Below are 12,969 nucleotides of genomic sequence, written 5' to 3'. Positions count from 1 at the left end.
ATGAACCTGTCAAAATTGAAAGATTCAGTTTTGGATTTTCTGTCTGCCTATCCAAAAATCACAGGACTGGGAGTCTTTTTGGGAGTCTTATCACTTTCGCTTTACCTTTCCTATACAGAATACCAAGTCCGCATCTCCAATGAAGAACAGCGGGTCAAAGCTCGACTCAACGAACTTCAAAACTCAGTTTTGTTTTCCATAAGAGATGGTATTTCCGCCACAAAAACCCTTGGATACCTCGCGCAGAATTTAAATGTGGTCGAAAATTTTGATTCGATTGGAAGGCAATTGATCGAAAATAACCCCCACATCGACGCCATTCAATACCTCGATTCAGCCACAATAGTCGCTGTTTTTCCTTTGGAAGGAAATGAACCTGCTATCGGCTACAACATTGCCGAGGATCAATTAAGAAAAGATGAAATTGAAGAAGCATTTCGCAGAAAAGAAACTTATTTCTCAGGACCTTTAAATCTAAGGCAAGGTGGAGTCGGAATCGTGGGAAGATACCCGATCCTCAAAAAGTCAGGGGAATTGCAGGGGTTTTCCGCCGCAATCATCCGATTGGAAACACTTATCCAAAATGCTGGATTGATCAATTCTGAAGAAAATCCCATTGCCATTCAATTTTCAAAAGTCGATTTAAAGACTGGAATTCTTACCCCATTTTTACCCGAACCGGGAAAATCGGCTTACACAGGATCCAAAGCGAGCTTACTCATTCCTGAAGGTAATTGGGAATTATCAGTCCAGCTCAAAGAGAGTCGAGCTTTAAGAGAAACACTACCCGGAATCATTCTGAGGTGTATTTCTGCGTTATTCTTTGGTATAATTGCCTGGAGTTTTGCGTTGATTCCGAGCGTACTCCGCAAAAAAGTAGCCGACCAATCCAAAGACCTTCAGTTAGCCAATGAGCGTTTTGAGTTAGCAACAAAGGCGACCTCTGATATCATTTGGGATTGGGACCTGAACAGCAATCGTACTTTTCGATCAAGTAATTTCTTTCAGATATTCGGTTACACCCAAGACCAAAACTTAGGTAATAATGACTTTTGGGACAGCATCATACATCCAGAGGATGTAGACCTGGTAAGGAGCAATCTCAAGGAAGCATTGATCGGCTCAGGATCTTATTGGTCACAGGAGTTTAGGGTCAAAAAACAATCAGGAAGCTATTCCTATGTCTTGGATAAAGGATACATCATCCGAGACCCATCAGGAAAAGCCATCCGGATGATCGGTGCCACTCAGGATATCACAGACAGAAAACTTGCAGAACTGGAGATCATCCATACCAATGCCAAACTCACCTCTGCCAATGAAGAGCTAAAGGCATTTGCAGCCCTTGCTTCCCATGACTTGCGCGAACCGCTACGAATGATCAGTTCATTCATGGACTTGCTGGATAAGCGCTATGGGCAAAATTTGGATGACAAGGCCAAACAATACATTCACTACGCCAAAGATGGGGCAAAACGGCTCACACTGATGATCAATGACCTTCTGGATTATTCCAAGGCAGGTTTTGACCTCAGTCAATTGGAAAAAGTTGACCTCATGGAATTGATCCGGGAAGTAGTTGAGCTAAAATCAGATATCGTGAGAAGCACACACGCCACGATCACCTATGAAAACCTACCTCAGGTAATGGGAATAAAAGTTCCCCTGAAGACCCTATTTCAAAACCTGATTGGAAATGCCCTCAAGTACCGATCCATCGAAAGACATCCGGAAATCATCATCCGATCAGAGGAAAGCAAAGACTTCTGGAAATTCAGTATTGAGGACAATGGAATCGGAATTGAATCTGGATCCTTGGAAGATATTTTTGGAATCATGAAACGACTTCATTCCTCCGAAAAATATCCGGGTACAGGGATGGGATTGGCTACTTGTCGAAAAATCGTCAGCCAATTCCATGGGAAAATCTGGGCAGAGTCTACCCCTGGGCAAGGAAGTAAAATGATATTTACCTTAAAAAAATTATGAGTCAGCACCCTTTTAAAATCCTTTTGGTGGAAGATAATCTTGGAGATATTTTACTCACCGAGGAGGCACTTCGTGAATGTAAATTTCCGACTGAATTAATCGTAAAAAAGGATGGAAATGAGGCACTTATATATCTGATTCGACAACAGAAAAAAGACCCATCCGAACTCCCCAACCTCATCCTTCTGGATATCAACCTGCCCAAAAAAAAATGGGCATGAAGTACTCGAAAGCGTCAAGAACCACCCAGATTTAAAACATATTCCAATTATCATCCTGACTACCTCTTCATCAGAATGGGATATTTTGCAAGCCTACCGCGAACACTGTAACTCTTACATAGTTAAACCGGTGGACGCGCAGGAATTTTTCAAAATCACTTCTGTCCTGGAAGATTTTTGGATACATACTGCGTCCATTCCCAACAAAAAATCATCTTCGTGAACAGCACAATTCAACCGTATCGTTTTTTACTGATTGAGGATAATTTTGGTGACTTTTTTCTCATCGAAGAATATCTAAGTGAACATTTTAAAAATCAGGATCTGATTCATGTATCCACTTTTTTGGAAGCTAAATCAGTGCTCGATCAGGAAAAGGTATTTGATGTAATTCTTTTGGATCTTTCTCTTCCTGATCACTCAGGGGAACAGTTGATCGTGGAGATCATCCAACTGGCTGGTGAAACTCCCGTAATCGCCTTGACTGGGTTCACCGACCTGGAATTCAGCGTCAAATCACTTTCACTAGGGATTTCAGATTACTTGTTGAAAGATGACATCTCTGCCGGGTTGCTATACAAAACCTTGATCTATGCCATCGAGCGAAAAAAGTTTATCGAAGAGCTTCAAAAATCAGAGCGGAAATACAGCAACCTTTTCCATCTCAGTCCACTTCCCATGTTTGTATGTGACCGTTCTACCTTTGATATTCTTGATGTAAACGAAGCTGCGATCGGGCATTATGGACTTTCCAAAGACGAGTTTATCGAATTGGGATTTCTTGACCTTTTTGTGGATGAGCCACCTATTTTGCAGAATGAAACATTGGAGGGAAAATTTTGTGACCGGTCTTCAGTAGCCAAGCATGTGAAAAAAGGGGGAGAAATCTTTGAAGTCGAGCTGGAGTCTTCCATGATTCAATACAATGAAGTGAGTGCCTGCCTGATTTTGATCAATGATGTGACTGAGAAAAACCAACATCTTGCCACCATAGAAAAGCAAAACGCAGCATTTTTGGAAATTGCTTGGATTCAATCACATGTCGTAAGGGCACCCCTTGCCCGACTAATGGGCCTGGTGAATCTTTTGATCGAAGAAGAAAAAATCCAAGATGAAGAGTCTGTAGGATTTTTACAGCTTATCCAGAAATCGGCCGAAGAACTCGACCAAATTGTGAGAGAGATCAGTAAAAAGACTGAATCCATTACCAGACCTGAGCTCTGAAATACAAGGGGAATTAGAAATATCAAACCTAATTACATTGATTATCAACTCGCCTAAAAGTATTTTTTAATTCACTTTACTAAAAAATTGATTTGGGATAGTTTGTTTTCGTATTTTGAAAATCAAGTTTTCAAACCCGAAATCAAATCATGACCGGAAAAACCGTTCTAATCACAGGTGGGGCCAGCGGCATTGGACTTGCCATGGTTAAAAAATTCGCCTCAGAAGGCTGCATCGTATTTTTCATCGACACCAATCATCAGGAAGGTACCAAAGTCCAATTGGAAGAGCACGAAAAAGGCTATCGTGTAAAATTTTTGGAAGGCAGCATCACGGATTACAGCCAATTGGAAAAGTTGATTCATTCTATTCCCGGCAAATTGGACGTATTAATCAACAATGCCGGGATTTCTCACATCGGAAAAGTTGAAAACACCACAGAAGAGGATTTTGATCGGGTATACCAAGTCAATGTCAAGGGCATGTTTAATAGCATCAAAGCTGCCCTTCCCAAATTGAAAGAAAACGGAGGAGGCTCCATCCTCAATATGTGTTCAGTAGCTGCAACCATCGGGATTCCGGATCGATTTGCCTACTCCATGACCAAAGGTGCGGCCCTCTCTATGACCTTGAGTGTGGCTAGGGACTACGTGGCTGACGGAATTCGCTGCAATTGTCTCTCTCCGGGAAGGGTGCATACGCCATTTGTAGATGGGTTTTTGGCAAAAAATTATCCGGGCCAAGAAAAGGAGATGTTTGCCAAACTTGCTGCTACCCAACCTGTCGGAAGAATGGGAACACCTGAGGAAATCGCAGAATTGGCTTTTTTCATCAGTTCAGATGCTGGAAGTTTCATCACTGGAGCAAACTTCAACATTGACGGAGGTTTTATGGGCCTCAAAATGTAAGTCATTTTAATTCAATATTAATTCAAACCTAAAAGACCTATAAACAATGAAATTGATACGATTTGGTGCCGAAGGCGCTGAAAAACCGGGAATCCAAGACCACACAGGAAGAAATCTGGATTGTTCTGCCTTTGGAGAGGATTGGAATGAATCTTTTCTGGGTTCAGATGGACTCCATAGACTGGCTGAATGGCTCAAAGTGAATCAGGATTCCCTTCCGGAAGTACCTGCAAGCGCTCGCATCGGATCACCCGTTGCCAGACCTTCCAAGATCATCTGCATTGGTTTGAACTACCGAAAACACGCCGAGGAAGCAGGAATGGCTGTTCCCGAGATCCCAATCATTTTTATGAAAGCCAGCTCCTCACTATGTGGACCATTTGATCCGATCTATATTCCGAGAAACTCCGTGCAGACAGACTGGGAAGTGGAACTAGCGGTGGTCATTGGCAAGCGAGCCAAGTACGTCAATAAAGAGGATGCATTTGACTACATCGCAGGATACTGCCTTCACAACGACGTGAGCGAACGAGATTTTCAACTACGCCATGGGGGCCAATGGGTGAAAGGCAAGAGTGCAGATCACTTTGCGCCACTGGGTCCCTTTCTGGTGACCAAAGATGAGATAGCAGATCCTCATCAGCTTAGACTTTGGCTAAAACTCAACGGGGAAATCCTACAAGACAGTACTACTTCGGATTTGATTTTTGACATTCCGACTTTGATCGAACACCTCAGTCAATACATGACTCTTCTACCGGGTGATGTCATCTCCACAGGTACTCCGGCTGGTGTAGGGATGGGGCTAAAACCATCTCCCCGATATTTGAAACACGGAGATACCGTGGAATTGGGAATCGAAGGCCTGGGGATTAGCCGTCAAGTTGCCGTAAACGATCCAGAAGCATGAGAATAGACAGCCATCAGCATTTTTGGAATTACGATCCCAAGAGGCAGGAATGGATCAGTGAGGAAATGAGCCGAATTCGGAAAAATTTCACTCCTGGAGATCTCTATCCTCTTCTTCAAGATGCCAAGCTGGATGGTTGCGTAGCCGTACAGGCTGATGAGAGCCTCAGGGAGACTGATTTCCTTTTGGATCTTTCCGCTCAACACGAGTGGATTTTAGGTGTAGTAGGATGGGCAGATTTGGGAAAAGACGACTTGGACCAAGTACTAGATCACTATGCCTCTCAGGAAAAATTGGTAGGTTTTCGGGAAGTACTTCAAGCCAAAGACCCTAGGTATATGCTCCGGGAGGAGTTTGTCAGAGGCATGCATAAACTCAAAGAACGAGATTTTTCCTATGATCTTTTGCTTTTTCCTCAGCATTTGGATGCTGCTTTGGAGTTGGTCAAAAAATGCCCGGAACAGCGAATGGTCATCGATCACTTGGCAAAACCACTGATCAAAGACGGGGAATGGAAAGAGTGGAAAAAGAAAATGTCCCCGTTGGCAGAGCGTGAACTTATCTATTGTAAACTGTCCGGGATAGTGACTGAAGCCGACTGGAAAAAATGGAAAACAGAGGACCTTCTACCCTACTTGGAAATCGTCCTCGAACTCTTCGGTCCGGAGCGACTCATGTACGGCAGTGACTGGCCCGTTTGCTTGCTGGCAGGAGAATACGAGCAGGTTTACCGCGTAGTAGATGACTTTACCAGTCAACTTTCACCTTCAGAAAAAGACCGAATCATGGGGGAAACTGCGATCGAGTTTTATAAGATCTAATCTGATGAATAGTAGAACAAAAACTCACATCCTATTGAAATATTGAACCTTATAACTTAAATCAGGAATTCAACTTTAAAAACGTTTGGACTCAGCCAAAGTGAAAACTGTGACTGAACACTGAACACTACTTATTGATCACCACTTTCCTTTTACTAACCTCTGCCTACCTCTATGAACCTTCACCTACAAGACAAAGTCATCCTTATCTCCGGCGGTGCAAAAGGAATTGGAGGGGCGATTACTCGAGGCCTTATTGAAGAAGGAGCTATTCCGGTGATTATTGATCCTTCTGAAAAAGAAGGAAATGAACTGATTGCACTGGCTAAAGGAAAAGTACTGCATCTTCCTTGGAGGCTTTTCTCAGCAGCCGATTGCCAAAAAGTAATTGAAGAAGCAATCAGATGTTTTGGAAGAATTGATGGCGTAGTCAACAATGCCGGAGTTAATGATGGCGTAGGTTTGGAGCATGGAAGTCCAGAAGCTTTTGCAAATTCCATCGCCAATAACTTACACCACTATTATTCTTTGGTTCATTTTGCTTTACCGGAATTGAAAAAAAACAAAGGTTCGATAGTCAATATTTCCTCCAAAACTGCCGTCACAGGACAAGGGGGCACATCCGGCTATGTGGCTGCCAAAGGCGCCCAACTCGCCCTCACCCGAGAGTGGGCTGTCGAGCTTCTCCCTTACCAAATCCGTGTCAACGCAATCCTACCCGCTGAAGTGTACACCCCTATGTATGAAAGCTGGATTCAATCTTTTGCCAATCCGGAAGAAAAACTGGCCGAAATCAGCAAGCGAATTCCGCTTGGAAAACGGATGACCAAACCTGAAGAAATTGCCTCCATGGCCATCTTTCTTCTTTCAGAAAAAGCCGCTCACATCACCGGACAGCATCTCTATGTCGACGGTGGCTATACCCATCTTGACCGATCCCTATGAACCAAAAACCTGCACTCGTACCCAAAAGCCTCCTCCTCCCCTTTATTCTAATCACCTCACTTTTTGCGCTTTGGGGATTTGCCAACGACATTACCAATCCCATGGTAGCCGCTTTCAAGCGGGTCCTGGAGCTCAATAACACTCAGGCCTCTTGGGTGCAATTGGCCTTTTATGGAGGTTACTTTACCATGGCTTTGCCTGCGGCATTTTTCATTAAAAAATACTCTTACAAAACAGGGGTATTGCTGGGATTAGGACTTTACGCATTAGGCGCTGTTCTTTTTTATCCGGCAGCAGCTTGGGAGAGTTATGGATTCTTTCTGGCAGCCCTATACATTTTGACCTTCGGATTGGCTTTTTTGGAGACCACCGCCAATCCTTATATTCTATCGATGGGGCCTGAAGCCACCGCTACGCAGCGGTTAAATCTCGCCCAAGCTTTCAATCCCATGGGAGCCTTGGCTGGTCTATTTGTGGCAAAAACATTTATCCTTAATTCACTCCAGAGCAACAATACCGATGAAAATGGTCAGTTGCTCTATGACACTCTGGATGCTGCCTCTAAGGCTTTGGTAAAAAGCAATGATTTGATGGTGATCCGAAATCCCTATGTGATTTTAGGCTTGGTCGTATTGGCGATTCTTGTTGTTATTTCTTTGGTCAAAATGCCTGAAAACAAAGATTCACACGGCAAAGTAGATTTTGGTCCTACTATGAAGAGGCTAGTAAAAAACAGAAACTTTGTAGAAGGCACGCTGGCACAGATGTTTTATGTCGGTGCACAGATTATGGTCTGGACCTACATCTATCAGTATGCTGAGTCTATTGGGATCACTACCTACCATGCGGTAAACTATGCTTACGCATCTTTGGGAGTCTTTTTGGTGGGGCGTTGGGTTTGCACCGCATTACTGAGAGTGATGCCCGCTGCCAAGCTTCTTTCCGGCTTTTCGATTTTAGCCATGGCTTTTACACTTGGCGCCATTTTTCTTCCCGGTATGACAGGTTTATACAGTTTGGTCGGAATCAGCTTTGCGATGTCCCTGATGTTTCCAACCATCTATGGAATTGCGCTGGAAGGCCTTGGAGAGGATTCCAAATTTGCGGCAGCGTTCTTGGTAATGGCTATAGTGGGAGGAGCCATCATGCCCACCCTTCAGGGAATGGTATTGGACTTAGGAGGTACCGGCTACACCGATGTGATCATTTTGGGAGTTCCTGAGGTAAATTTCTCTTTTGCTTTGCCGTTGATTTGCTTTCTGATGGTTTGGCTCTTTGCGATAAGGGTGAAAAAGTTGGGAAGCTAGGAAGTAGGGAAGTCAAGAAGTTAATTACGCTCACGCTTTAGCGTGGTATATAAGTTGTTAGAACCCGGAAACGAACTTCAATCCTCTTTAAATAAAGCTGAACCATTGAAAATCATAATTGAAGTTCTTCTAAACGTCGTAAATCAAAAATCGTAAATCGTACTTCAATGCAAACTTTCCTTCTCATCTGCGACTTAAAAGACGAACCAGAAGCCATACAGGCCTATGTCGATTGTCATAAGGCTGTTGCTCCGGAAATTATAGAGAGTATTCGCGTTGCAGGAGTGCTACAAATGAGCATTTACCGTTGGAAAAACCGATTAAGCATGATCCTGGTGGCGGAAGACGGATTCAGTTTTGAAAAAAAAGCAGCATTGGATCAAGCCAACCCAAAAGTTCAGGAATGGGAATCATTCCTAGGTCAATTCCAAACCAATCTTCCAGGTACACCCCCCAATTGGCGCTGGGCGCTTTGTGAGAAGATTTTTGAGTTTAAGGCGGAGTAGGATATGGTATTGAATAAATGAGTGATTGGGTTATTGGGTTCAGATCATTACGCTATTCTTCCAAGTGACGGATATACCCTTGATTTTGGGCTGAATACTTCGACTTCGCTTAGCTCAGCAGGCTGTAGGAGACCAGAAATTGGCATCTCCTAGTTCATTTGAACTTCGAAGTAAGCAACCTGCAAAGCTCCATGCATCCAAAGATTTGGTAAATAAGTATATAAAACACCTAAAAAGCTTGCTGCTATAAAAATCAGCTGAGTAAGCGTTAAGTTGTAATTATTTTCTAAAATCATCCATCGTAATTACCATTTAATGGTATCGATGTAAATCTTGAATTTGAAAAAAATGAAAAAACCCATTCTAACCTTGCTTATCGGCCTATTTACAATTATGGCATTTGCCCAAAATCATACTCTCCCACTTTGGCCAGGTAATCCCCCTCTCCAAAATGCATCTGACCTAAAAGAAGAAGCTACCCAACAGGGAATCCTGAGAATTGCAAATGTCCAAACGCCCACTATCGAAGTGTATTTACCTACCAAACAGATTGCCACCGGAGAGGCAGTAGTGATCTTCCCAGGTGGTGGATACGGGATTTTAGCGTATGATTGGGAGGGAACGGACTTTGCCAAGTGGCTGAATGCTCAGGGTATCGCCGGGATCGTGGTAAAATATCGCCTTCCTATCTCCAAATCACTTACTGACGCGAAGGAAGTGCCCTTGATGGATGCACAACGAGCGATTCGTTTGGTAAGAAAAAATGCAGAAGCATGGAATATCGATCCGACCAAAGTGGGCGTAATGGGTTTTTCTGCAGGAGGACACTTAGCTTCCACACTCAGCACCCAATACAACCACGAAGTAAATCGCCCTAAAGATGAGATAGATGCAATCGCTGCCAGGCCTGACTTTTCGATTTTAGTTTATCCTGTGATCTCCTTTCGGGATGCGGCCGTTCATTCAGGTTCAAGAAAAAATTTAGTCGGTGAGCATGCCTCTCAGGAACTGATGGATCGCTTTTCCGGAGAACTTAATGTAAATGCCCAAACCCCACCCACATTCTTGGTGCATGCTCAGGACGATAAAGGCGTTCCCATCGAAAACTCACTTTTGTACTACCAAGCACTTCACAAGCACGGGGTGAAAGCCTCACTCCACATCTACCCGACTGGTGGACATGGCTTTGGGTTTGGTTTGGGAAAAGGTGCCGTCGAAAGTTGGAGAGAAGTATTGCTTACCTGGATGGATGAAACGGTAAAATAAATCCCCTTCCTAGTGGATTGTGTGTAAAGGGGAAAGAGAAAAAACAAATTGAATCAATCACTTACTAACAAAAAAGAGGCTCCTTTCGGAGCCTCTCAGCGAAACAGTCAAACCGGACTATTATCTCACTACGTTTTCTAATGTGGCTAAGTAAATCCACTTTTGATCTCTTGAATTGAGGCCGGCATTGACTGCCGCTCGTTGTTCTGCCGTCTGATTCAAATCCTCATAGGCCTGAGCATTGAAAAACTGCATGTAATCCTTATACAGATTTACCGTCAGATGGGTTGACTTGGCTTCCGATCCAAGAGGTAAAGCTGACCTCAAAAAACTCCAATGTCCCATCATTCCTTGATTAATTCGATTTTGATGAATCGGCTTAAACACCTCGATTTCTGCCTTTTCATAATCACCAAATCTTCCTTCCACTGCCTTCATCAAGTCAAATGAGGCCAAAACCCCAGGTTTAAACTGAAAATCATCCGCCGTCAACGCCAACTGCTTCATATACAATCTCATCGGAGCATCTTTGACAGACAGCGCTTGCTGAAAAAGAGTCCTCACCTGAGCATCTGTCAAGTGTGGATAAGCAATTTTGGTGTAGGCTACCATTGTTTCTTCTTCCAATCCATTCATCATATGGACCGGATTTTTGAAATACGTGACCATGATGTACTGGAAATCGCCATGATCAGCACCATTTTGTAGCCTCCAAATATCCCAACCATTGATCAATTGATCATTGAATGCCTGCCGGTAGACTTTTTCCATGAGATCTTTAAACTCGATGTAATCAAAAAGCTGGTCTTTCTCCACCTTGATGAACTCGAATACCATGTACTGAGTTTGCTGGGCCTTGAGGATATTTACCCAAAGCAACCCACAAACAACCAAAGCTAATGTCTTTTTCATAGTATGTTTGGGTTTAGGGTTAAATGCGCTTGGAATAATTTAAAAAAAATATTTCGAAAAAATCAATTTTTCAGAATAAAAATAATTTTAAATGGCATTTAGCCAAAAATACTTTTATTCAAGAAAATGGAATCAAAAATAGAATTTTGTTAACATTCTTTGGAAAAGCTTAGTATTTTACCAATCAAAATCAAAAAATTATGAAGGGACTATCGAGAAGAGATTGGTTAAAATCAGCTTCATTGACAAGTGGATTAGCACTTTTGGGCGGCAATGGAATTGTTTCTTCGCTCAGTGCTGAAGAAATCAGGAAGTTTAACCCGAGACCTTTGGCAGGTCCGATTCGCCTCGGATCCAATGAAAATCCTTATGGTCCTTCTGAATCCATGAGAAAAGCGATGGTGGCTGCATTTGAAAACAGTTGCCGTTATCCATGGACCTACAATGCCTCCTTAGTCAAGATGATTGCTGAAAAAGAAGGAGTTCCGGAAGATTATATCGTGCCGGTAGCAGGATCTACGGAGGGACTGAAAGTAGCTGGAATCACCTTTGGGCAAGGGGGTGAAATCATTACTTGCGCTCCAACTTTTCTCTCGATGATGGAATACGCGGAGCTATGGGGTACTGATATCAACTGGGTTTCACTGACCAAAGACCTGGATTTTGATTTGGATGAAATTGAAAAACGCGTTTCCACAGAAACCAAACTCGTCTTCCTATGCAATCCCAATAATCCCACCGGAAAGCTACTTCCTGCTCGAAGAGTCCTCGATTTCTGTGAGACCGTCAGCAAAAAAACAGTAGTCTTTAGCGATGAAGCTTATTACGATTATATCACGGAACCAAACTATCCTTCGATGGTAGAATTGGTCAAAAAGGGTCATAACGTCGTGGTTTCCCGAACACTTTCCAAAGTCTATGGACTGGCTGGAATCCGATTGGGATACCTTATCGCCAAGCCGGATCTTGCTACCAAACTGAGAGACCGAGTGGTAGCGAACACCAATATTATGGCTATCGAGGCAGGAAAAGCAGCCTTATTGGACAAGGAATTTTATCAGTTTTCACTTAAGAAAAATGAGGAAGCCAAAAACCTCTTAATCCAAACACTCAACGAACTCAAGCTTCCATACTTAGAATCCCACGCCAATTTTGTCTTTTTCCAGTCTGGAAGAGACGTGTCCGAACTCGGAAAAACGATGGCCCAAAAAGGATTTATCGTGGGCAGGCCTTTCCCTCCTCTTAACGATTGGTGCCGGGTATCTACTGGGACTATTGAAGAAGTTCAGCTTTACAACCAAGCCATCAAAGAAGTACTGGGCTGATGCTAGACAGAAACTTAATCCTCGAGAACGAAACAGTCCTGCTGAGACCTTTGTCCCGGCAGGATTTTCCTTTTTTGCAAAAACTAAGTGCTGAATCCAACATGTGGGTCTATTTTACGCATGACCTTAGCCTTCCTGAGGATTTTGAACAATGGGCAGCAGGTCATTTTTCCGAGGATCGCCTGCAATTTACCGTCATCGAAAAAGCAAGCGGCCAAATCGTAGGTTCGACGGCGTTTGGAAATTACTTCCCACGAGATCAACGGATCGAAATCGGCTGGACTTGGCTGGGTAAAGCGTACCAAGGAAAAGGAATCAATCCAGCCATGAAAAAGGTCATGCTGGATTATTGTTTTGAGGTGCTGAAAATGAAACGGGTAGAAATTAAAACTGATGTGCTGAATATTCCTGCCAGAAAAGCGCTTCAACGAATCGGGGCCACTGAAGAAGGGGTTCTAAGAAGTCATACCCTGATGACTCATGGACGGCGTAGAGATACGATCTACTATAGTTTTTTGGAAGGAGAATGGATGATTGTAGGAAATATGGGATAAAGTAAATAGCGAATAAGTGATGAAGAAATCGGGGGAAATCAATTCTTACTGCATTTGAAAAATCATTAATCAACCCCAAAA

14 protein-coding genes are annotated in these 12,969 nt (G+C 43.2%); 13 read left to right on the top strand and 1 reads right to left on the bottom strand.

Annotated features, from left to right (window positions below; translation table 11 throughout):
* From ACFPIK_RS05340 to ACFPIK_RS05290, 11 genes are all read left to right on the top strand, one after another.
* Positions 1 to 1,989 (top strand): ATP-binding protein, encoded by a 1,989-nt coding sequence (locus ACFPIK_RS05340; protein WP_377912995.1) that lies wholly within the window; start codon positions 1 to 3, stop codon positions 1,987 to 1,989.
* On the top strand, positions 1,986 to 2,210 hold the full coding sequence (locus ACFPIK_RS05335; RefSeq protein ID WP_377912993.1) for a response regulator: 225 nt from the start codon (positions 1,986 to 1,988) through the stop codon (positions 2,208 to 2,210). Before ACFPIK_RS05340 ends, ACFPIK_RS05335 begins: the two co-directional genes overlap by 4 nt.
* Positions 2,179 to 2,433 carry a response regulator gene (locus ACFPIK_RS05330; protein WP_377913362.1) on the top strand — a complete coding sequence of 85 codons (255 nt, stop codon included), beginning with the start codon at positions 2,179 to 2,181 and terminating at the stop codon, positions 2,431 to 2,433. The genes ACFPIK_RS05335 and ACFPIK_RS05330 overlap by 32 nt, the downstream gene beginning before the upstream one ends.
* The gene (locus tag ACFPIK_RS05325) at positions 2,430 to 3,434 is read left to right on the top strand and encodes a response regulator (protein ID WP_377912991.1); all 1,005 of its coding nucleotides are present in this window, start codon (positions 2,430 to 2,432) and stop codon (positions 3,432 to 3,434) included. Before ACFPIK_RS05330 ends, ACFPIK_RS05325 begins: the two co-directional genes overlap by 4 nt.
* Before the next feature lie 149 nt (positions 3,435 to 3,583).
* Positions 3,584 to 4,342, top strand: a complete 759-nt coding sequence (locus ACFPIK_RS05320) for an SDR family NAD(P)-dependent oxidoreductase (RefSeq protein WP_377912989.1) — start codon at positions 3,584 to 3,586, stop codon at positions 4,340 to 4,342.
* Between the two features lie 46 nt (positions 4,343 to 4,388).
* A complete protein-coding gene (locus tag ACFPIK_RS05315) occupies positions 4,389 to 5,252 on the top strand; it encodes a fumarylacetoacetate hydrolase family protein (RefSeq protein WP_377912987.1) in 864 nt (287 codons plus the stop codon).
* Complete coding sequence (locus tag ACFPIK_RS05310; RefSeq protein ID WP_377912985.1) at positions 5,249 to 6,073, top strand: amidohydrolase family protein; 825 nt, start codon at positions 5,249 to 5,251, stop codon at positions 6,071 to 6,073. The genes ACFPIK_RS05315 and ACFPIK_RS05310 overlap by 4 nt, the downstream gene beginning before the upstream one ends.
* Positions 6,074 to 6,247: 174 nt before the next feature.
* Positions 6,248 to 7,018 carry an L-fucose dehydrogenase gene (locus tag ACFPIK_RS05305; RefSeq protein WP_377912983.1) on the top strand — a complete coding sequence of 257 codons (771 nt, stop codon included), beginning with the start codon at positions 6,248 to 6,250 and terminating at the stop codon, positions 7,016 to 7,018.
* Positions 7,015 to 8,325 (top strand): L-fucose:H+ symporter permease, encoded by a 1,311-nt coding sequence (gene fucP, locus ACFPIK_RS05300; protein WP_377912981.1) that lies wholly within the window; start codon positions 7,015 to 7,017, stop codon positions 8,323 to 8,325. Before ACFPIK_RS05305 ends, fucP begins: the two co-directional genes overlap by 4 nt.
* A gap of 167 nt (positions 8,326 to 8,492) precedes the next feature.
* Positions 8,493 to 8,831 (top strand): L-rhamnose mutarotase, encoded by a 339-nt coding sequence (locus ACFPIK_RS05295; protein WP_377912979.1) that lies wholly within the window; start codon positions 8,493 to 8,495, stop codon positions 8,829 to 8,831.
* Positions 8,832 to 9,179: 348 nt separating this feature from the next.
* Positions 9,180 to 10,097 carry an alpha/beta hydrolase gene (locus ACFPIK_RS05290; RefSeq protein WP_377912977.1) on the top strand — a complete coding sequence of 306 codons (918 nt, stop codon included), beginning with the start codon at positions 9,180 to 9,182 and terminating at the stop codon, positions 10,095 to 10,097.
* Between the two features lie 120 nt (positions 10,098 to 10,217).
* On the opposite strand, the gene ACFPIK_RS05285 is transcribed toward ACFPIK_RS05290, so the two are convergent.
* Positions 10,218 to 11,009, bottom strand: coding sequence for a hypothetical protein (locus ACFPIK_RS05285; protein ID WP_377912975.1), 792 nt, complete (start codon positions 11,007 to 11,009; stop codon positions 10,218 to 10,220).
* A gap of 200 nt (positions 11,010 to 11,209) precedes the next feature.
* Here ACFPIK_RS05285 and ACFPIK_RS05280 point away from each other — a divergent pair, with 200 nt between their 5' ends.
* Positions 11,210 to 12,334, top strand: coding sequence for a pyridoxal phosphate-dependent aminotransferase (locus ACFPIK_RS05280; protein WP_377912973.1), 1,125 nt, complete (start codon positions 11,210 to 11,212; stop codon positions 12,332 to 12,334).
* Positions 12,334 to 12,888, top strand: a complete 555-nt coding sequence (locus ACFPIK_RS05275; RefSeq protein WP_377912971.1) for a GNAT family N-acetyltransferase — start codon at positions 12,334 to 12,336, stop codon at positions 12,886 to 12,888. Before ACFPIK_RS05280 ends, ACFPIK_RS05275 begins: the two co-directional genes overlap by 1 nt.
* Positions 12,889 to 12,969: the final 81 nt, after the last annotated feature.

This window comes from Algoriphagus aquatilis, from assembly GCF_042657405.1.
Classification (GTDB): domain Bacteria; phylum Bacteroidota; class Bacteroidia; order Cytophagales; family Cyclobacteriaceae; genus Algoriphagus; species Algoriphagus aquatilis.
The sequence above is the reverse complement of the archived record's forward strand: the minus strand, read 5'-3'. Positions and strand labels throughout refer to the sequence as shown.